The 20,748-nt window shown below is 56.9% G+C and carries 18 protein-coding genes; 9 read left to right on the forward strand and 9 right to left on the reverse strand.

What is annotated here, in order from left to right:
• Positions 1 to 4: 4 nt before the first annotated feature.
• Both JN414_RS04750 and JN414_RS04755 read right to left on the reverse strand, forming a co-directional pair.
• On the reverse strand, positions 5 to 1,141 hold the full coding sequence (locus tag JN414_RS04750) for an efflux RND transporter periplasmic adaptor subunit (RefSeq protein WP_202206930.1): 1,137 nt from the start codon (positions 1,139 to 1,141) through the stop codon (positions 5 to 7).
• Between the two features lie 276 nt (positions 1,142 to 1,417).
• Entirely contained in the window at positions 1,418 to 2,203 is a 786-nt protein-coding gene (locus JN414_RS04755) for an OmpW family protein (protein WP_202206931.1), read from the reverse strand.
• Between the two features lie 270 nt (positions 2,204 to 2,473).
• On the opposite strand from JN414_RS04755, the gene JN414_RS04760 reads away from it, so the two are divergent.
• A complete protein-coding gene (locus tag JN414_RS04760; RefSeq protein ID WP_306795930.1) occupies positions 2,474 to 3,076 on the forward strand; it encodes a Crp/Fnr family transcriptional regulator in 603 nt (200 codons plus the stop codon).
• 76 nt (positions 3,077 to 3,152) lie between these two features.
• The gene (locus JN414_RS04765; protein WP_202206933.1) at positions 3,153 to 3,599 is read left to right on the forward strand and encodes a hypothetical protein; all 447 of its coding nucleotides are present in this window, start codon (positions 3,153 to 3,155) and stop codon (positions 3,597 to 3,599) included.
• A 46-nt stretch (positions 3,600 to 3,645) separates the two neighbouring features.
• Here JN414_RS04765 and JN414_RS04770 read toward each other — a convergent pair whose 3' ends face one another.
• From JN414_RS04770 to JN414_RS04780, 3 genes are all read right to left on the reverse strand, one after another.
• The gene (locus JN414_RS04770) at positions 3,646 to 5,097 is read right to left on the reverse strand and encodes a deoxyribodipyrimidine photo-lyase (protein WP_202206934.1); all 1,452 of its coding nucleotides are present in this window, start codon (positions 5,095 to 5,097) and stop codon (positions 3,646 to 3,648) included.
• A gap of 79 nt (positions 5,098 to 5,176) precedes the next feature.
• Positions 5,177 to 6,109: a hypothetical protein gene (locus tag JN414_RS04775; RefSeq protein ID WP_202206935.1), complete on the reverse strand. Its 933-nt coding sequence runs from the start codon at positions 6,107 to 6,109 to the stop codon at positions 5,177 to 5,179.
• Between the two features lie 72 nt (positions 6,110 to 6,181).
• A complete protein-coding gene (locus JN414_RS04780; RefSeq protein WP_237389873.1) occupies positions 6,182 to 7,285 on the reverse strand; it encodes an energy transducer TonB in 1,104 nt (367 codons plus the stop codon).
• A gap of 209 nt (positions 7,286 to 7,494) precedes the next feature.
• On the opposite strand from JN414_RS04780, the gene JN414_RS04785 reads away from it, so the two are divergent.
• Complete coding sequence (locus JN414_RS04785) at positions 7,495 to 8,145, forward strand: DNA-3-methyladenine glycosylase (RefSeq protein WP_046900471.1); 651 nt, start codon at positions 7,495 to 7,497, stop codon at positions 8,143 to 8,145.
• On the opposite strand, the gene JN414_RS04790 is transcribed toward JN414_RS04785, so the two are convergent.
• Positions 8,142 to 8,921, reverse strand: a complete 780-nt coding sequence (locus JN414_RS04790; RefSeq protein WP_202206937.1) for an alpha/beta fold hydrolase — start codon at positions 8,919 to 8,921, stop codon at positions 8,142 to 8,144. The genes JN414_RS04785 and JN414_RS04790 overlap by 4 nt on opposite strands.
• Positions 8,922 to 9,052: 131 nt before the next feature.
• Between JN414_RS04790 and JN414_RS04795 the strand changes: the two genes are divergently transcribed.
• From JN414_RS04795 to flgA, 6 genes are all read left to right on the forward strand, one after another.
• A complete protein-coding gene (locus JN414_RS04795) occupies positions 9,053 to 10,828 on the forward strand; it encodes a chloride channel protein (RefSeq protein WP_202207250.1) in 1,776 nt (591 codons plus the stop codon).
• 65 nt (positions 10,829 to 10,893) lie between these two features.
• Complete coding sequence (locus JN414_RS04800; protein WP_010503058.1) at positions 10,894 to 11,361, forward strand: RidA family protein; 468 nt, start codon at positions 10,894 to 10,896, stop codon at positions 11,359 to 11,361.
• Positions 11,362 to 11,487: 126 nt separating this feature from the next.
• Positions 11,488 to 12,675 carry a GNAT family N-acetyltransferase gene (locus JN414_RS04805; protein WP_202206938.1) on the forward strand — a complete coding sequence of 396 codons (1,188 nt, stop codon included), beginning with the start codon at positions 11,488 to 11,490 and terminating at the stop codon, positions 12,673 to 12,675.
• A 76-nt stretch (positions 12,676 to 12,751) separates the two neighbouring features.
• On the forward strand, positions 12,752 to 13,492 hold the full coding sequence (gene flgF, locus JN414_RS04810) for a flagellar basal-body rod protein FlgF (protein ID WP_202206939.1): 741 nt from the start codon (positions 12,752 to 12,754) through the stop codon (positions 13,490 to 13,492).
• 33 nt (positions 13,493 to 13,525) lie between these two features.
• A complete protein-coding gene (gene flgG / locus JN414_RS04815) occupies positions 13,526 to 14,317 on the forward strand; it encodes a flagellar basal-body rod protein FlgG (protein WP_046900475.1) in 792 nt (263 codons plus the stop codon).
• Positions 14,318 to 14,352: 35 nt separating this feature from the next.
• On the forward strand, positions 14,353 to 15,309 hold the full coding sequence (flgA, locus tag JN414_RS04820) for a flagellar basal body P-ring formation chaperone FlgA (protein WP_237389874.1): 957 nt from the start codon (positions 14,353 to 14,355) through the stop codon (positions 15,307 to 15,309).
• 61 nt (positions 15,310 to 15,370) lie between these two features.
• On the opposite strand, the gene JN414_RS04825 is transcribed toward flgA, so the two are convergent.
• The 3 genes from JN414_RS04825 to JN414_RS04835 form a co-directional block, all read right to left on the reverse strand.
• On the reverse strand, positions 15,371 to 18,676 hold the full coding sequence (locus JN414_RS04825) for an efflux RND transporter permease subunit (protein ID WP_237389875.1): 3,306 nt from the start codon (positions 18,674 to 18,676) through the stop codon (positions 15,371 to 15,373).
• 80 nt (positions 18,677 to 18,756) lie between these two features.
• Positions 18,757 to 19,563 carry an SDR family oxidoreductase gene (locus JN414_RS04830; protein ID WP_202206941.1) on the reverse strand — a complete coding sequence of 269 codons (807 nt, stop codon included), beginning with the start codon at positions 19,561 to 19,563 and terminating at the stop codon, positions 18,757 to 18,759.
• On the reverse strand, positions 19,560 to 20,747 hold the full coding sequence (locus tag JN414_RS04835) for a lipase family protein (protein WP_202206942.1): 1,188 nt from the start codon (positions 20,745 to 20,747) through the stop codon (positions 19,560 to 19,562). The genes JN414_RS04830 and JN414_RS04835 overlap by 4 nt, the downstream gene beginning before the upstream one ends.
• Position 20,748 lies beyond the last annotated feature (1 nt).

Raw genomic sequence — 20,748 nt, forward strand, 5'->3', positions numbered from 1 at the left:
CCGGTCAGTCGTCGTTCAGCAGGATGGCGCCGCTGGTCACAACACGCTCACCCGCTGACAGGCCGGAGAGAACAAGTACATCGTCACCTTCGTCGTAATTGATGGTGACCTCACGCCGACGAAAAGTCCCAGGAGCAGTTTCGACGAAAACCGAAACCTGGTCATTGTTCATCAGCAACGCGGATTTTGGCACCTGGACAACATCGTTTTCCGAAACACTCAGATTGGCCGAAGCGAATATACCCGGCCGCAGCTGGCCGTTCGTATTGGGGCAAACAACGTAAACGTTGAGCCGCCGTGTATCAGGCTTCAATTCCGGGTCCAGTGTTGCAACCGGGCCGGAGCAGGTCTGACCGGGGAGGGCCGGGAACGTGACATCCAGTGTGGCTCCTGCCGTGATGTCAGCTATGCGGCTTTCCGGCACGGCCGCAGCGACCCACACGGAAGAGAGATCCAGCAGCGTCATCTGAATGGCCGTTGAGTCCGTGATGTTCTGCCCCACAGCCATGTTGGCGGCGGAAACAACACCATCAATGGGCGATACGAGAGGGACCTGTCCTTTTGCAGCGTAATCGGAGCGCGCGCCCAGAACCTGTAGCCGCTGATGGGTTCTCTGGGCTTCTGCTTCTGCCTGAGCCAGATCATTGCGTGCAGATTCGAGGTCTTTCACGGCATTTCCGCCAGCAGCGAGCACGCCGCGCGCCCGGTCATAGGCACGTTTGGAGAAATCCAGTGCAGCGCGGGCCCGACGATCGTCGGCCCAGGCCTGATCCAGATCGCTGGCTGCAATCGTCGCCAGTACCTGCCCACGTGAAACATGCTGGCCGAGCTGAACTGCCACACTCATGATCCGGCCCGTTGCTGGTGCCAGCACATTGACCTGATGATCGGGTATGGCAACCACCTGCGCAGGCAGAGTCACCCCTGCCGTGGCATGCGACAGGGAAACCGGAGCGATCACAAGGCGTTTCTGCAAAGGGCTGCCATCCCGCAAGACGAGACTACCATTCTGCCGGGCAAACATAGGTTGCTCGGGGATAGCCGCATGAGGCGGAGCGAAGAAATAGGTTCTCAAGAAAAGAACAAGGAAAACCAGACCCAGCAGGCCGAGAGCCAGAGCGCTGGCGCGCGCAACACGCATACTTTTTGAAACCCCCGTATCTGCCAGACGACCAATGCCGCAAATGCGGCAGAAGCATGAACCGTCCTGCTACTTCAGAACCCCGACGATTTCATGGCAAGCGCTACGTGACATAATCATCGGTCAGCATCACTAGAAGCTGAAAACTTGGATTTTCTAAAGGCTTCCAGCAACATATTGCAAAAATTTTATCGTTTTGACCCAAAAATTACATAAAAAAAGCAGCTCACTCCCAGAGGATGAGCTGCTTTGGCCGTCTTGAACTGCTGGAGCAGATCAGAAGCGGTATTCAATACCGGCTGCAACCGTGGTCGGGTTCAGACTGTCACGGGCGTGGATGTATGGGCCAGAAGCTCCGCCGCGCTCGTTGATGAAGGCCGGAACGGACAGCCACATCTGCTTGGCGTCAAAGTTGAAGAACCAGTTGCCGACGAGCTGATAATCAAAACCAACATTGGCAGCCGGACCAACCGTCGTACGCAGATCAAGCTTTTGAACCGCACCACCAGCCGGGCTGATATTGTGGAAGAACGCCAGCGTCAGGCCGACACCCACATATGGGTTGAAGCGCTTGTGCGGGCGGAAGTGCCAGGCCAGCGTCAGCGTCGGCGGCAGAACCCACGTGCTACCCAGATCAACCTTGCCCAGAGCCGTGTCTTCAGCGGCCAGTTCATGACGGGTGCTGGCTGCGATCAGATCCAGAGAGATATGATCCGTGAAGAAATATTCGAACGTGAATTCAGGAGCCACCTGATTGGTTGCTTTTACGCGGCCACCGATCACCTTCACGCGGGAAGACGTATCCTGCGGAAGAACACCCAGAGCAGACAGACGGATCAGGAAATCACCCTTGCCCAGACCGATCTTTGTGTTCGCGCAGGTCTCAAACAGACCGCAGTGGCCGGATGACGGGGGAATGATGTTGACCTGTGGTACCGGAGCCGCGGTCATCGGAGCGGAAACAGTAGCCTGAGGAGCAACGACAGGGGCCGTTGTCTGAGCGAAAGCAGGTGATGCCACCAGACCTAGGGCGGCGACCAGCGCAAGAGCTGAAGTCTTCATGTTAAAGAGGTTCCATCAACAATAGTTGACTTCACAAAGCACTCCTCCCCACGCCTCACCTTGACCTGGATCAAGTCTGGGGAATTATGTGCTATGGGTGTGGCGGCACAGCAAATGTTACAGGCCGGGAGAGTTCCAATCATCATGACATCAACGCGTATCCCGGACGAAGTCCACGATCGCTGTGCCCACTGCATTGGTCGCGAACATAGTATCTGTAGTGCAATAGACGATTGTGATCTTGCTATACTTGCCAGTGAATCTTCAAAAATGACTGTTCCGGATGGGCGTTCATTTATAGAAGAGGGCGAGCCAGCCCATGATTTTTTCGTTGTGACTGGTGGACGCGTTAAACTTTTTACACTTCTTCCAGACGGACGCCGCCAGATTACCGGTTTTGCTGAAGGTGGAGATTTCCTTGGGCTTGCAGCGTCCACGAGCTATGCATTCGGTGCAGAGGCGCTCGGCACTGCGGTTCTGTGTCGTTTTCCCCATGCGTCGATGCAGCGACTCACAAGCCGCTTTCCCAATCTGGAGCATCGGCTGCGTCAGGAAGCGTCTCGTGAACTGACCCTGATGCAGGCTCGTATGACCCTGTTGGGCCGAAAGACGGCGCGCGAGCGTCTTGCAACCTTCCTGATGGAGCGCGCCCGGCTGCTCTCAGCGCCAGTACCAGAGCCTCATGCGCCGATTGAGCTGGATCTACCCATGCCACGGACCGATATCGCGGATTATCTTGGACTGACTATTGAAACAGTCAGCCGTGTTCTGAGCGCCTTTAAACGGGAAGGTCTGATAAGCATTCGTGGCATTACTCACATTACAATTATGCAACCTGACCGCATCGCTATAATTGCGGAAGGCCTCGAATAGAAGTTTATTTACCGGGAAGCCACATTCCCGCCACGAAGTGCTGGTGTCTTCCTGCCAGATGATTACAGGAGACTTCATGAAAAACCGTATTTTCTTCCGTTCGCTTCTTGCTGTCAGCCTGCTGACCGGTTCGGTTTCAGTAGCCTCCAAGGCCTACGCAGCCGATCCGGCTGCAGCTACGCAGAGCACTCAGAATGACTTCCTTGGGAATCTTGCCCAGAAAGAAGACAATCTCAACAACCGCGTGAAGAACTACCAGACGCAATCTGCTGCGGCCCAAGCTGAGCGCACCCAGAAAATCCAGGCACTCAAAGACAAGTACGCGAATGCACCGGCCAACGAAAAAGCCAACATTCAGAACAAGATTAACAGCGAGCGTGACAAGCTGAATACAGCCCGTACCGCACAGACGGAAAAACTTCAGAAGCTGCGCAATGCGCCGCAGGAACAGAAGAACCGTCTGAATGCACTGGGCAAGAAGAGCCGCAGCGATGCGACGAACTTCCTGAACGGCGGTCTCTGAGACAGCCTCACCAGCCGGATTACTCCGGCTGGCATTCTTTCTTACGTTACAGAGAGCGAAACGCTTTCATAGCCCGGTCCCGACCTTCCTGAAGCTCGACGATCGGATGTGGGTAAGTCTTTCCCAAAATGACGCCAGCGTGGCGCAGTTCATTTTCCCGCGCGTTCCAAGGCTCGAGCAGTGCCTTTCCTGAGAGCTTCTTCAGCTCTGGCACCCATTGACGGATATAATCGCCGTCTGGATCAAATTTCACACCCTGTCTGGTCGGATTAAAAATCCGGAAGAACGGCGCGGCATCAATGCCCGTGCCAGCAACCCACTGCCAGTTCATGGCATTGCTTGCCCAATCCGCGTCCACCAAAGTGTCACGGAACCAGGCTTCCCCTTCACGCCAGTCAATCAGCAGATGCTTCGTCAAAAATGACCCGACGATCATTCTTGCCCGATTATGCATCCATCCCGTCACCCAAAGCTGTCGCATGCCAGCATCCACAACAGGAATGCCGGTACGTCCCTGTTGCCACGCTTCCAAGTCTGTCTGGCTCGAGCGCCACGACATAGATGAAAATTTCTGATTCAGGCTGGTCTTGGGCAGAAGAGGTTGATGAAAAAGGGTGTATTTCGCGAACTCTCGCCACCCGATTTCGGAGAGAAAAATTCTCGCGCCTTCTTCGGAAGCGCCTTTACGCTGAATCGCGGCCCAGACCTGCCGCGGAGAGACCGCCCCGGACGCCAGATAAGGGGACAGGCGCGAAGTTCCTTCACGCCCTAGCTCGTCCCGGCCGGTTCCATAACGGGTACAGTCATGCTTCACGAAGTCCTCCAGGTGCTCCTGTCCCTCGGTTTCCCCCGGCTCCCAGTTAGACCGCAACCCGGCGGCCCAGTCAGGCTGGGTGGGGAGGAGACTCTTCTCATCAAGACGATGATCCGGAAGCAAATCGTCCTTAACAGGGAAGAACGACAGGTGGGATGGCGCATCTACAGGATCCGGAACGTCCTGAAGCTGAAACGCTTTCCAGAAGGCCGTGAAAACGCGATAGAATTTTTCTTCCTTCGTGCGGACCCGTTCAGGATCCAGCAGGACTGTTCCCCATTCTGCCTTCGCCGAGACGTCGTTTTTGCTGAGCGCATCAGCAATACGGTCGTCCTGTTCCCGTTCTTTGGCATGAAACCGGTGATGCCAGAAAACGCAATTAGCGCCGGTTTCTTTTGCAAGCGCAGGGATCAGCGTCTCTGCGGAGCCATGAAGCGTCAGGAGCGCACCATGGTGTTGAGCCAGAGATTTTCTTAGCTCGGCCAGTGCGCCATGCAGCCACCACCGGGATGCCGCTCCCAGACGGTGGAGTGCAGGTGTCTCATCATCAAGAACGTAAACGCAGATCAGCGGTCGCCCGGTTTCCACAGCAGCCTGTAGGGCGGGATGATCGGCAAGGCGAAGGTCATCCCTGAACCAGACGATGACAGGGGATTCTTTAGTCTGTGACGCGCGGGCAAGCATTCGGCTCTCTTTCCGAGGGTATGAAAGGACTGAGGGTCAAAACCTCGAAAACAGCGCTCACAGAGTGCGTGAGCTGAAATTAAGCGTGCTTTGCGTCGGATGGTTTCACAGTTTGTGTCGACGCGGGCAGCGGCTTGTGCTCCCGGCCAGAATAATTGGTGATAATGGTCCGTACAGCGCCTGCAGCTTCTTCAGCAGCCATGATAGCCGTGTCGCCCCACGCATTATCCAGGGAATGAGCTGGAACATCGTGAAGCTGTGTTGCTGCCCCGGCTTCCTTGCCATCTGGTGTGATGACATGCCAGACGATCTCGATGTGCTGCATCAAAGTTTTATCGACTGTCCCCGCAGTTGTGACCTTCACGACGCCCTGAACCGTAAAATCCGCGTTTTTGGCGTTGGTCTGCACAGAGTTTGTCTTGTCGGGCAACGAGGCATAGAACGCCCGAGCTAGAGAGGTATTTCCGTCGCCGGGCGCTCCTTTAACGCCTTCAAAATAGATATGAGCGGCACGGCGCATGAGGCTGTGAGGGTCCTGCTGCATCATATCCGCCTGAATACCGGTCAGGAGATTGGCCAGTTCCGGAGCTTCCTGCATGGCGGCGCCCTTAATGGCCAACGGATCTCCCGCACTCCAGCCTGCCATATCAACTGGTGCACCATCGCCTTCAGCACGCGCTTTCCCCTCAGGCGTCATGATGACGTAGTGCGGCACTACGGCTCCGTTGCGGGTGCTTGCGCTCAGTTTCAGCCACCAGTCACCAGGTTTTTTCGGCTGGGCAATAGCCGGAACCGACTGCGCCACCATGGCTTCCGCAACGTCATGAGCCCACAGATTTGCAGCATCATCGGACAACAGGGACTCAGAAGATGTCGGAACGGCCAGTCGGGCAGGAGGCAGGTTTGCCGTTGCGAGCTGCCGGGCCTGTTGTCCCGGGTCCGAGAACGGGCGAGGCATGCTGAAGCAGCCAGCCAGACAGAGGGGCAGCAGAACAGGCAGAAAACGGCGCATCAGGGCTCCGGAACAGTGATAAAGAGACCGGCGAAGTGTAAGGGATCACTTCGCCGATGTCGAAACTGCGGATCAGCGGCGGATCAGAATGTAATTGATCGTCACATCGATATCGAAGTGATCGCCCTTCATGTCAGGCGGCACGGGCGGCAGTTTGGCCCCCTGGAACATACCCGTCGTGGCAGCATCCAGTGAGTAGGAGCCGGACTGGCCCGTTAGCCGGACTGTTTTCACATGCCCGAATCTGTCCAGAACAACATGGACAGAAGACGGACCATCCTCTCCGGCGCGGGCGGCATCTTCCGGATAATACATGTGAGACCGGATCCAGCGATCAATCTCGCTGCCGTAGTCTTCACTGACGCCCTTCACGCTGGTGCGTGTCTGATAAGGCGCGTTAATAGCGCCATTCATGCTGAGCGGCCCCAGCGACATGTCAATCGGTCCGCCCGATCCCGCCGCACGTCCACGACGATGCCGGTAGGGTGACGGCTGTTCACCGAAGGACAGATCCATCGGATGGGCGAGTGGATTGTTGTTCTGCGATCGGTTCGAGCGATGGGCACGATGACTGTGCGACGTCGTCTGCGTGCTTCGCTGGCTGGGTGCGGCGCCCGGCGTAACCTGCTGAGACGGCGTGGTTTTGGGAATCTCGGACGACGACTCTTCGGGCACAGGCGGGGCCGATGGCGTTTCAGGCGTCGGCACGGCAGGTGTTGGCGCAGATTGCTGTTGCTCTGGCTGCTGCTGTTCCTGCTGGGTTTCTTCTTGGCTCTGGGCAGGCGGTGGTGGCGGAGCGCCCCCCTGATCATTGGCGCGCGGTCCCTGCATGCTGCTTTTTGAGGGAGGCTGATCAAAGACCATCTCAACCTGCGGCTGCTCACTTCCTGCAGGTGAACCATGCACGCCCTGATGCTGCGTAAGCAGCAGGGCGAGGACTGCCGCATGAAGGCCAGCAGAAATGCAGAACGGAACAATAGGCCCCGGTTCCACAATGGTCTGTGGGCGCATCATGGGCGTCAGGACGGGACGAACCGGGCTTTTCGCAGGTGGGACATAATCCTTCAGCCGGGACCGGAATCCCTTCGGTGACTGAAGATGTGCATTCACAGGGCGTAAGGACGCAGCGAACAGCTTTGGCTCGCGACGCTCCACCTTGCCATTGGCAGACGGCATTTTCCCGCTCATAGGTTGCGGGCCTGCTCAAAAGAGGAAAGGTGGCGGCAAGTCATCGCCAGGCTTTATGCACCAGGGCGGGCGGGTTCGTCATCCGGCAGGCTGGTATCCGGTCTGGGGGTGGGCATCGCGTCTGTCACTATCATGGCAGTAATGGGCAGTTCACGAAAGAGACAAAGCGCCATGTTCCTGGCAGGAAAGACAGCTTCATGACAGACAGTCTCATATCGTGTCTTTCCGTTGATCCGGATGTTGCAGCCGCAGTTCGCAGGATTGGTCCCTGTCGCCTTCAGGGAAGAGGCGATCAGGAGCCATATGACGCCCTCCTCCGTGCCATCGCCGGGCAACAGCTCCACGGTGTGGCTGCGCGCCGTATCTTCGGGCGGCTATGCCTTCTTGGCCCTGAGGCGTCCGAGGATGGCACGCCTCCAGCACCTGATGCCCTTCTTGCTTTGTCCGAAGATGCTCTGCGTGCCTGCGGCCTGTCTGCCAGCAAGCAGAGCGCCATGCGGGGCGTTGCGCAGGCTCGCTTGGATGGACTTGTGCCCAGCCGACAAGATGCTGATGCACTGGAAGACGAGGACCTGATCCAGCGGCTTATAACCCTTCGTGGTGTCGGACGATGGACCGTTGAGATGCTGCTGATGCTGACGTTGAACCGGCCCGATGTGATGCCGGTGGATGACTTTGGTGTCCGGGAAGGCTGGCGCCGGATTAAAGGGCTGGACATTGCGCCGAAGCCCAAAGCCCTGAAAATTGAAACGCTTCCCTTTTCCCCACATCGCTCCGCGCTGGCCTGGTATTGCTGGCGCGTGGCGGAAGAAGGGCGAAAAACTGCTCCCAACGTGTTGACGGGTTAGTCTGGAGAGTTGGCCGGTTCGTTGAGGAACGTCATCATTTCAGCAATGAAAGGGCGGGGCTGCTCCGCATGAAGCCAGTGACCTGCGCCCTCCAGCGTTTGTATCCGGGCATGGGGAAACAGTGCCATGATCAGGGGGTGGTGCTCCGGCCTGACATAGTCGGAATTGCCCCCACGAAGGAAAAGAGCAGGCCCTTCATAAGGAATAGCCTGAATTTCAGGCCAATCTTCGATCAGACGTATCCCGTGCGTAATGTCATCAAATCCAATGGCCCAGCCCGGCGTGCCGTCGAGGCGAACATTCTGAGCCATCAGTTCCGCGACGGCTCTGCTGCCTGTGACGGGTTCCAGCAAGTCCAGCGCGCCACTCCGGGTCAGGTCTGGCGGAAACGTGATGGCATCCAGTCGGGCAATCATATCTCCATGGCCCTGCTGGGTCCGCGCGGGGGCCATATCAGCGACCATCAGGCGGACTACACGGTCTGGCTCTGCCAGAGCGAGCATCATTGCAACCTTCCCACCCATGGAATGTCCGACGACCGAAAAGGAATCGACCCCGAGATCATCAAGGGTTTCCAGCACATCGTGCGCCATGGCGGCGTAGCTAACGGGACCGTGCGGACTGTCTCCGTGATTGCGAAGGTCCAGGGCGATCGTCCGAAATGTCTGGGCTGCCTCACGCTGAAGAAAACCAAGATTACGGGCGCGTCCAAACAGTCCATGCAGGAAAACGACCGTTTCCTGTCCATCCCCGCGTTCGATGGCGTTGAGTTTCATGCATGATCCTTCCATGACAGCGGTTGATCGCAAGCAGCGTTCCAGCCAAACAGAACTACACCTGCCGCCGGGGAGACCTCTTGTCCACCAGTCCCACCCGTAACGAATTGCGTTTTCGCGTGAGTCGCCATCTGCGCGAGCTCCTTCGTCACCCCACTCAGGCTCCCGTGACGCTGCGTGCGATGGTGCGAGCTGACGAGATCTGGCTGACTGTTCTGGCTGCCGTGGTCGGGGGACTGTCCGGGCTGTGTGTTGTGATTGTTACAACCGTCACCCTGTTTCTTCACAGCGAACTATTCGGTCGCGGGAACACTGTGGACGGTCACCTTTCCGGCCTGACATGGCTCCCTCCATGGCGTCTTCTCCTCGTCCTGACACTGGGCGGCCTTGTCCTTGGAATATTCGGTGCGGTGGTTGCAAAAGTTATGCCACGCCGTCCGGTCGATCCCATTGAAGCCAATGCTCTGCATGGTGGTCGCATGTCTGTGCGAGACAGCACGATCGTTGCGCTTCAAACGATCTTGTCCAATGGCATAGGGGGCTCCATCGGCCTCGAAGCAGGGTTTACACAGATTGCCTCTGCTCTTGGGTCCCGCATTGGCCAGTCTTTCCGGGTCCGTCGTGAGGATCTGCGTGTTCTGGTGGGCGCGGCTGCTGGCGCGGCTATCGGTGCGGCATTCAACGCGCCCGTGGCAGGGGCTTTTTACGCCTTTGAACTCGTGATTGGCTCTTACTCTCTCGTCAGTTTGTCACCCGTCGCTGTGGCGGCTCTTGCCGGTGTGGGTGTGGCGCATCTGTTCGGTCACATGCCTGCCGCGGTTGTGATTGCAGACCCGGGGACCCTGACGTGGGATGGGAGTGTCAGTGTTGTTGTCATCAGCATTCTGTCTGCTCTGACCGCCATCGGCGTCATGTATTGTGTGACCCAGACCGAGGTTCTGTTTCGCAAGCTCCCTGGCCCTGTGTGGCTGAAGCCTGCTGTCGGCGGACTGATGGTTGGTGGGTTAGCAGTCATTCACCCATCAGTCCTGTCGGCGGGACATGATGCCATGCGAGTGGTTTTTGCGGGATGGATTACGCCCCGTCTGGCCCTTGGCCTGCTGATATTGAAAGCGCTGGCCTCCTGCATTTCCATCGGCTCCGGATTTCGCGGGGGGCTGTTCTTTGCATCTCTGTACCTCGGTAGCCTTGCCGGGACAGTGTATGGCGCGCTGCTTGAATGGATCGGCTTGGCGCCAGTGTCCCTGACGGCTTGTGCTCTGATTGGCATGAGCGCCATGGCCGTGGCCATCATCGGTAGCCCCATGACCATGGTGTGCCTGCTTCTGGAACTGACAGGCAGTATTTCCATGAGTGGTGCAACATTCGTGGCCGCTGTTTTGTCGCTCCTCACTGTGAGGCGTCTGTTCGGCTACAGCTTCGCCACATGGCGCTTTCATCTGCGCGGTGAATCCATTCGCTCTGCCGTGGATATCGGGTGGATGCGCTCTCTGAACGTTCGGCGCATGATGCGCGGACAGGTGCGAACCATCTCTTCTGACACCCCCCTGAACCGGGCACAGGCTCTTTTTCCGTTGGGCTCCGCGCAGAGAATTGTCCTGCTGGATCGGGACAGCCGCTATGTGGGGATGGTTAACGTGGCAGAGCTCCAGGCCGTTCCCGCGGCCTCAACGCCTGTTCAGAGCCTCGCCCATTTCGAAAACGCCATGTTGACGCCTCTGCTGACAGTTCGGGAATCTGTAGAGCTGTTCGAACGTGCAGAAGCCGATGCCCTCGTTGTCGTGGAAGATCTTCAGTCCCGTCAGGTGGTTGGTATCCTGACGGAACAGCACGCTCTGCGTCGCTATGCCGAAGAGCTTGAGCGCAGTCGCCGAACACTGGCCGGCGAAGAGGGATCAGCCGTGTGACGGTTCACCCTTGGCATTGACGTCTATGCGCTTCAACATGACAGTCCATTCACAGGAGAACACTCATGTCCAACACCCCTGAAGATCGTCTCGCCGCCCTTGAAATCACGTTGCCGGAAGCTGCTGCACCGGTTGCGAATTACGTCACGACTGTCCTGACAGGCAATCTGCTGGTCGTTTCGGGGCAGCTTCCTCTCGTGGATGGCAAGCTGCTCATTACCGGCAAGCTGGGCGACGAAGTCTCTAATCATGCAGGTGTAGCCTGTGCACGCGCATGCCTCATCAACGTCATTTCCCAGGCCAAGGCCGCTCTGGGCGGTGATCTGTCCCGCATCAAGCGGGTTGTGCGTCTCGGCGGTTTCATTGCCTGCACACCTGAATTCACGGAACATGCTGTTGTCATGAACGGTGCGTCCGATCTCGCGGTTGAAGTCTTCGGAGATGCAGGTCGTCACGCCCGTTCCACAATCGGCGTTCCAAGCCTGCCAGTGAATGCACCGGTTGAAGTGGAAGCCCTGTTCGAAGTCGTCTGATTTCACCGGACTGGATGGGCTTCTTTCCCATCCAACTTCATGGAAAAGACAGCAAAACGTTGTCTTTTCCATGCCTGATCAACACGTTTGCCCTATGGGTTATGTACGTTTGCAGGATCAGCCGTCATGAGCGCCTCTACTCCCCCACCATCAGAAACGACTGAGTGGACGCTGACGCTTCATGCGTCCATCCATGAAATCGGCCCGGCTGAATGGAATGCATGCGCCGGCGACGAAAATCCGTTTGTGTCCTTCGGGTTTCTTTCGGCTCTGGAAGACAGTGGATCCGTTGCGGATCGAACCGGATGGCTTGTCAGACATGCTGCACTACGCGCTCCCAATGGAACGATCGCAGCGCTCGCTCCTCTCTATGGAAAAGCCCATTCCATGGGTGAATATGTCTTCGATCAGTCCTGGGCCCGGGCCTATGAGGCTGCTGGAGGGCACTATTATCCCAAGTTCCAGTGCGCGGTTCCGTTTTCTCCAGTCCCCGGTCCGCGCCTTCTTGTCCGGCCTGATCAGGTGGAACCACAGGCCGTCGCACGAGCGCTGGCATCGGCTTTAATGCAAGCGGCCGGGCAGCTAGGTCTGTCCTCCGTACATGCGACATTTTGCGATGACGCCTCGATGGAGGCATTTGAAAGCGCTGGATACCTCAAGCGCTTAGGCATTCAGTATCACTGGCAAAATCAGGGATATGCGTCTTTCGAGGATTTCCTGAATGCCCTGTCATCCCGTAAGCGCAAGGCCATTCGCAAGGAACGAAAAACAGCCCAGACCGCTGGCCTTACATTCGTGACAAGGCAAGGAGCGGACATTACCGCTGCGGACTGGAAAGCCTTTTATCGATTCTATCAGTCTACGGTCGATCGAAAATGGGGGAGTGCTTACCTGTCTGAAAGCTTTTTCCCGATGCTTTCAGAGCGCTTAGCCAATAGCGTCGTCCTGATGCTCGCGGAGTATGAAGGTCGCCCTGTGGCGGGGGCCCTGAATCTGATGGGGAAAGATACTCTCTTCGGGCGCAACTGGGGATGTGACGGTGAGTGGCCCTTCCTCCATTTTGAGTTGTGCTACTATCAGGCCATCGATTTCGCCATTGCCCATGGGTTGACCCGTGTGGAAGCTGGCGCTCAGGGGGAACACAAGATCCAGCGTGGCTATCTGCCAGCTCTTACGCGCTCTGCGCACGCCTTTTTGGATCCAGGACTAGGAAGAGCTGTTGCGGCTTTTCTTGAAGAAGAGCGGAGCGCTCTTCTGGATGAAGCCGAAGCCCTGGCAGCAGGCTCTCCATACCGTCAGGACGACTCGTCCTGACGGGTGCAGTTAACGATTGGGAAAGGGTCTGACAGTTAAGCTTCCTCCATGACAGTGGAATGCCGGAGCTTCAGCCGTGGAGAACAGCACCTATATTGCCCTTTCGCGCATGGATGCCCAGCAACGCGCCATGTCGGTGGTGGCAGACAACATGTCCAATGCTTCCACGGTTGGTTACAAACGCGAAAACGTTCTGTTCAGTGACTACCTTTCCCGGCAGCACGGAAGTACCCAGCCCACGGGCGCTGAGACCCAGGCCTATACTCAGGATCGCGCGACCTATCGTGACTTCCAGCAGGGCGACATGCAGCAGACGGGAAACCCGCTCGATCTTGCCTTGGGTGGAGAAGGGTATTTCCAGGTGCAGACCGCCAACGGTGTGCGACTGACGCGCGCTGGCCGCTTTGAAAAGCAGCAGGACGGAACGGTCGTTGACGAAAGTGGTAACGCCCTTCTGGACCGGGAAGGGCAGCCCATCGTGCTGCCCGCAACGGATCATCAACTCACCATTTCTTCGGACGGTGTCATAACCACTGAAACCGGTGAAACCGGGCAGATCGGTATCGTGACTGCACGGGACAATAACACTCTCCAGGCTGAGGGCAGTCATCTTCTCCGATCAGACCAGCCAACCGATGCCGTGGACAGGCCTTCGATCCTGCAAGGCATGGTCGAAGGCAGTAATGTGCAGATGATGTCCGAGGTCACGAAGATGATGGATATCCAGCGCAATTTCGATTTCATGGCGCAGTTCGTCAACGCCGAGGCGACACGTCAGCAGAACGCCATCGATAAAATCGTTCAGGTCTCCGCCTGACAGACGTCCTGACGGGACAAGGATTAAAGCCACATGCGCGCACTCGATATCGCTGGAACGGGCATGCAGGCCCAACAGACCAACGTTGAAACCATTTCCAACAACATCGCGAACATGAGTACGACCGGATACAAACGGTCCCGTGCTGAGTTCCAGGATCTCATCTACCAGAATATCCGTCGGGTCGGCACGAGTTCGTCTGATACAGGCACGACTGTGCCTGCTGGTGCACAGGTTGGTCTGGGCGTGAAAACAGCCGCTATTTATCGCATCAACGATCAGGGTAGTCTTGAACAGACCAGTAACTCTCTGGATCTAGCCGTGCAGGGCAAGGGATACTTCCAGATCCAGCTACCCTCCGGACAGTTGGCTTACACGCGAGACGGCACATTCTCGATGGACAATACGGGATCGCTCGTCACAGCAGATGGTTACCAGCTAAGCCCGACCATCACGATCCCCAATAACGCCCAGAGTGTCAGCATTGATCAGTCCGGGCAGGTCAGCGTAACCGTCGCCGGGCAGAACAATTCAACGGTTGTCGGTCAGCTCCAGCTTGCGACCTTCACGAATGAAAATGGCCTGGATGCGATGGGTCAGAACCTGTTTACGCCCACCACAGCTTCTGGCGATGCGATGCTCGGAACCCCGAACACAACGGGCTATGGCAGTGTCATGCAAGGCTATGTTGAAAATTCGAACGTCAATGTTGTGACGGAAATCACAGATCTCATTACGGCGCAGCGTGCATATGAAATGAACAGCAAGGTCATTACGTCAGCAGACGACATGATGCAGACGCTCAACAATCTTGGCGGCCGCTAACCGTGAAAGGAGGGTGGTGGCAAGTCGGACTGCTGGTGTTTTCAGTTGTCGCAACGGGTTCCGTCCATGCGGCCACGCTCCGCACGAATATCAGTATCGATCATGCCCGTGTTCATCTTTCCGATCTGTTTTCAGGCCTGACGTCAGCGCAGGATGCCGATATCGGAGACGCTCCTGCACTTGGCGCGAATTATGTTGTAGGTGGCCCGCAACTGACAGCGATTGCTGCACAGTTTGGTGTGGACTGGCCAGACGCATCCCCTTTGGTCTCCACAACCGTGACGCGGGCAACACGTTTAATCGGGGAAGATGATATTCTACCGGTTTTGCGCCAGGGGCTGGATCTGCCTCAGGATGCACATGTTGAAATTACCCTAAGTGGTTTTCGGCTCGTGCCGGTTCCTGCGCAGGAGCAGACGGTTCCCATTCTTCTGCATCTGGAGCGTCCACCACGAGGGGGTGGCCATTTCAATGCTCGTATGGAAGTTCCATCCAGATCGGGTGGGAAAGCAACATCCTTTTCGGTGAATGGCTCTGTGACCATGGAGGTCCGGGCCGTGACGCTTCGTCATGGGCTTCGTCCGGGGCAGCCTGTGCTGCCTGAAGATGTGAGTGTTACTTTGGTCCGGTCATCCGATGTGCCTGAAGACGCGTTGCAGACCGTTGATGATGCAGTTGGCCTGGAAGCAAGAGGCAGTCTGTCTGCGGGACAGGTTCTGGCATCCTCGCAACTTGTGCACCCTCAATTAGTGCGCCGGGGATCGCCCGTGGTTCTGTCGTACACCTTGCCGGGAGTTCGCCTGACAGTGTCAGGAACTGTTCTGGAGGCAGGCGGCAAAGGCGATACTGTTCATATCTACAATGCCAACAGCCACATGGTTTTGACGGGGCGCGTCATCGGACGAACTGAAGTAGAAGTCATCCCGGACATTGCCCCTCTTTCTGCTGACAGCCGAAACCGTCCCGCAGCCATGAGCTTGCCTACGTTATAAAGAAGCCTGAAACGCTGATACATTTCAGGCTCCAAAATGAACAGCAGTCCGCTCGTCTGGCTTAACTCTGGTTCTGCACACTGTTGGGCATAGCGCGGTGCTGGAAGAGCTTTCCAATGCGGAGCATCATTCGCCGGACCCATTTTCCAATCGCATCCATCCAGAGATAGACGATCGGAGTAGTATAAAGCGTGAGCAACTGACTTACGATCATGCCTCCGAGCACAGAGACGCCCAGCGGGGCTCGCATCTCGCTCCCGTAACCATGTCCGATGATAAGCGGTACGGCACCGAGGGCCGCAGCGAGAGAGGTCATGAGAATTGGGCGGAAACGCGTGATGGATGCTTTGAAAATGGCATCCTTGGGCGACAATCCATCATGGCGCTCTGCATGAATGGCAAAGTCGATCACCAGAATAGCGTTCTTTTTCACAATGCCTGTTAGCAGGATGATGCCGATAACAGCAACAACGCTGAAGGGCATTCCAAAGCACCATAGCCCTATGATGGCGCCAATGCCGGCAGAGGGCAGCGTGGAGAGAATGGTGATGGGATGAATCAGGCTCTCATACAGAATGCCAAGCACAATATACATGACGGCAATGGCTGCTGCGAACGCCAACAGTGCATTGATCATGACTTTGGTTGTATCGCCCGCTGTCCCGGTGAATTCGCCCAGAACACCTTCTGGAGCATGGGTGCTTTTTAGCGTGTCCTGAATGAGCTGAACACCTTGGGCGTAGGTCACGCCGGGCGCCAGATCGAAGGAAATAGCGGTCGAATAGTACCCCGAACGATGGGTGACATCGAGCGGCTGCTGTTTCCAGAGAATGGAAGCCACGTTTTCAAGCGGGATCATCTTTTCTGTCGAAGACGATACAGCGGCACCGCTGGAACTGTTGCCGGAAATCTGGTTGGCCAGTGAGTTCTGAATGGACGCCGTTGCAAGAGATGCAAACGTGCTTTCAGTTCCGCTGGTGGAGGCCTTGGCTCTAATCAGGTTGGACGCCACACCACCTGCCGCTGTGCCAGCAGAAGTTGAAATCCAGACCTGATGCAGCATGTTGGGATCAGTTCGATACTGCGGCCCCAGAACCATGACGACCCGGTGTGTCGTCAGGGGAAGGTGGATCGTGGAGACGATGGTCTGGCCGTAGGAATCATATAGAACATTCTGGATGAGCTGCGGTGTGATGCCATACCGTGCTTCCGTATCGCGATGGACCGTGACGTAAGCAGCGACGGACTGGCTTTCTGTCGCAGAAGAAAGGTTGACCAGCTTTCCTGAGGCCCGCAGCGCCCCAAGCATTTTGGGAAGATAGCCCGTGAGGCTGGCAATATCTTCACTGCGCAGAACATAGCGGTAAGCACCGGTGTTCTTCTGGCTGCTTCCCCCTTGGCTATTGCCGCCGACATTCCAGAACATCACGTCTGCTCCCGGTTCAACGGGAACAGCCTTGCGAATACGGGCCAGCACTGTGGCTACCGGAGCGCGCTCGCTTTTTTCCTTCAAATGCAGGTAGAGCTGGCCGGAGTTTTTATCGTTACTGAAAATAGTCGTGGATGTTACGTCCGGGTCCCGCTGCACGATTGCACCGACAGCACGCAGCCTGCGGTCAATTTCATCAAAGGACATGGTCGCATCGCCTTGGATGCGACTGCCAATCAGGGAAATATCCTGCTCAGGGATAAATTCCTTGGGCATGACGATGACTGAACCCACGAGCAGGATAAAACTCAGGGGAAGGGTCAGACCCATAAGGATCGTGTGCCGCAGACACCAGTGCATGGAGCGAGCGTAAAGACGTACGAGGCCATCCAGCCCCGCTTCAGTAAAGCGCACGATGGCGCCTGTAAGACCCTTACGGGGAGCGGTCCCATGATCAATTTCAAGCATGCGGGCGCACATCATGGGCGTCAGGGTGAGGGACAGCCACATTGAAATCACGATGGCTGAAATCATCGTCATGCAGAACTCGAACATGATCGAGCCTGCAGTACCCGGCAAAAACAGCAGAGGAATAAACACCGCTACAAGCGAGGCACTGATGGACAGGACCGTGAAGCCGATTTCTGACGAGCCAACAATGCTGGCTTCGTAATGATCCATCCCGTCTTCAATGTGCCGGGCAATGTTCTCGAGCACCACAATGGCATCATCGACAACGAACCCGACAGCGATCGTCAGGGACATCAGAGATAGAACATCCAGAGTAAAGTTGAAGTAGGCCATTGCGGCCAGCGTGCCGGACAGGGCAATCGGCACAGTGACGGCCGGGATGACAGTGGTCATGACCCTGCGGAAGAAAAGCAGGATAACCAAGACCACCAGAATGACGGAAATGATGAGGGCGTCTCTCGCATCATCAAGGGCAGCGCGAACGGAGCGGGATGTATCCAAGCCAACAGTTAATTTGACGCTACCCGGCAGACCCTCTCGCAGTTTGTCCAGATTAGCGTTGATCCCATCAACGATCGCCACTGTGTTGGCGTGGGGCTGGCCGGAAACGATGAGCGTAATGGCCCGGTGACCATTGATGTAGCTCGTTTGATAAACGTCCTGCACACCATCGTAGACGTTTGCGACGTCCTTGAGGCGGACGGGATACAGTCCGTTCCGGTAGCCGACAATCAGATCCCTGTATTCGCTCGCTTTGACGGCCTGATCATTGGTCGACAGCAGCATGCGTGTGCCATGACTGTCGATGAAACCCTTTGGGGTGAAGGCATTGGCAGAGGCGAGGGCCGAGCGGATATTCTCAAGCCCGATGCCCCATTTATACAGAGGTCCCGGATTAAGCTCCACACGAACGGCCGGGTTCGATGAACCAACGACCTCCACGCGGCCTACCCCTTTGACCTTCGCCAGATAAGGTTTGACCTGAATATTGGCCACATCATAGAGCTCGGCCTGTGTCAGCTGGTCTGTCGTGACACTGAGCAGGTAAACCGGGAAACCACTGCCATCCAGTTTGAAGGCCTGCGGATCATCGTCGAGTGTGCCAGTGGGAAGATCGCTGCGGGCAGCCCGAAGAGCTGCCTGTACGTCTCGCAGGGCACCGTCAATGTTCCGGGAGGACGAGAACTCAATGAAAATCTGCGCCTGACCCTGGCTCGTGTCAGACTCAATGCTCTTCACATCGGCAATGGAGCCAAGACGCCGCTCCAGCGGGGTCGTGACAGATGTTGCCATCTGCTGCGGGTCCGCACCCGGCTGTGATGCCACGACCATGATATTGGTTGTGGTGGCATCAGGCATCGTCGCAACAGGCAGAAGAGGATAGCAGATGACGCCGGCCATGAAGATGGCAAGAGACATCAGGATTGTTGCGACGGGGCGGTCAATGAAAAAGCGGCAGAAATTCATGCCGACAGCTTATCCCCGATTATGGTCTTTGGGTCATTACTATTAGGACACGAAAAGTCATTTTCGTACCGTGAGAGTGGTCAGTAATCGGGCATTCCGCCTGGTTGGGATGAAGGCTGCCTGCAATAATAAAGTTCAGCTAGGCGCGGCGGCAAAAGGTCTGTCAGGCGCGCTCCTAACCCCAGCCAGAAGGGAAACATAATTCGCCTCTGACCGCGCAGGGTTCCGCGTAAAATGCGACGGACGGCCTTGTCTGTGGAGACCAGCCCCGGCATGGGAAAACGATTGGCCTGTACCATCGGGGTTTCCACAAAACCGCAACAGACGCTTGTAAGTGAAATGCCCTGTCGCTCCAGACTGGGCGCACTGGCAACAATAAAGCGATCAATTGCAGCTTTGGACGCTGAATAAGACGGTGTGCCGGGATAAGAGACGAAGCTCGCGACCGAAGACATCACACAGATGCGGCCTCGCTGGCCATTTGCATCTGGTTTCTGCTGTCGCATCTGCTCGATCGCTGGAAAAACGGTATTGAGGGCACCTGTCAGATTCGTCTCGAAAATGGCTCTGGCGTGCTGTTCCCGTTCCGCGACCAAAGGAATATCCCCAGCGGTAGGAGGAAGGCCGCCAGTCAGGCCCGCGCAGGCAAAGACCATGTCCAGTCTGGAGGGTGCAGACTTTTTGATCCAGTCCTCCATTTCTGGTCGGTCTCGAACGTCTAGAGTGCGCGTGTGAACCGTTGAGCCCAAGGGCTCACACTGGGACTTAGTGAGCGCCAGACCTTCCGGATGGATATCGCCCAGAGACAGGAACTGCCCAGGCCGGGAAAGGCGCCGTGCCAGTCCCTGACCAATTCCAGAACCGGCTCCTGTAATAAGGATCGTCATTGTGCGGGGCAGTTATTCGCGGGCTTCTGTCCGGCAAGAAGGGTCCGCGCGAAACTGTGGGCGTCTGTCGTGACAGCAGGCAGGGTGCCGCTGTGGCTGGCTCCGCCATAGGTTGTGTGGCTGACGGAGGTGCCTGCTGCACACAGCGCATTCACCAGACGACGCTGCTCGGTTGGGGAGGAATGCAGATCCTGCGCGCCCGTCGCAATCATGACAGGCGTTGAGAGCGACAGGGACGGATATTCAGCCCATTTCAGTGCTGGCGCCAATACAGCATCGGCGCCGGGCTTGAGCATCGTCGCGGGGGTCAGGCCTGAACGATGGACCAGCGGAAAAAAATCCGAGCTGCATGTGTTTGCGGCATCGTGCATGAGGGCAAGAGCCCGGTTTGTGAAGACAGCGTTGGCGTCAAACGATGGGTCGGCCTGAGCCAGAGACGCGCCAAGAGACAGGAGCTCCGGAACAACTGGGGAAAAACTGCGCGGATTACGAGGATGCAGAAGATCCTGAATACCCTGCGCATCCAGATAGGGCGGGGCAACAGCGATCGTTCCCAGAATATGCAATTGAGGCGCGTAGGATGCCGCCATTGCAGAGGCCGCCAGAGCAGCCTGAGCGCCTTGCGAATGACCACTGAGAAGCACTGTCGTTGAGATCGAAGGAAGGCGTTCGTGAGCAGCTCGCACGGAATCCAGGACGCTCATCCCTTCTGAACGGGCATTGAGAAGCAATGCCTCGCCGGGCTCCCCAAGACCCGGATAGTCTGTGGCAACGATCGCAAAGCCCTGTCGCAGCCAGGGACCATAAAAGCGTTCCTGCACAGTCCCGAGGCCCATAACAGAAGGCGCACATGTCAGATGCAGGCCACTTTCTCCATGAGCCCAGGCCAAGACAGGCCACCCACCAACGGGCGGCTTGCCTGCGGGAACCAGAACTTCCGCTGACACCCGAACAAGCTGCTTTGGATTACGGGCATCTGCGCTGCGATAAGTGAGGCGCCAGGCCTGGCCCGGAACATGGGAAATCATGTGATCCAAACGCATGGCTTGACCCGCTGCCACCGGCACGCTGACGGAATAGGAGTCTCCGTCATCCTGCGATGCACAACCGGACAGGGCGGCACCGAGAGAGGTAAGGCTGAAAAGTGTAGCGCCCATCGTTCGGCGGAAGCGAATGAATGTCATG

The organism is Gluconobacter sp. Gdi, assembly GCF_014132155.1.
Classification (GTDB): domain Bacteria; phylum Pseudomonadota; class Alphaproteobacteria; order Acetobacterales; family Acetobacteraceae; genus Gluconobacter.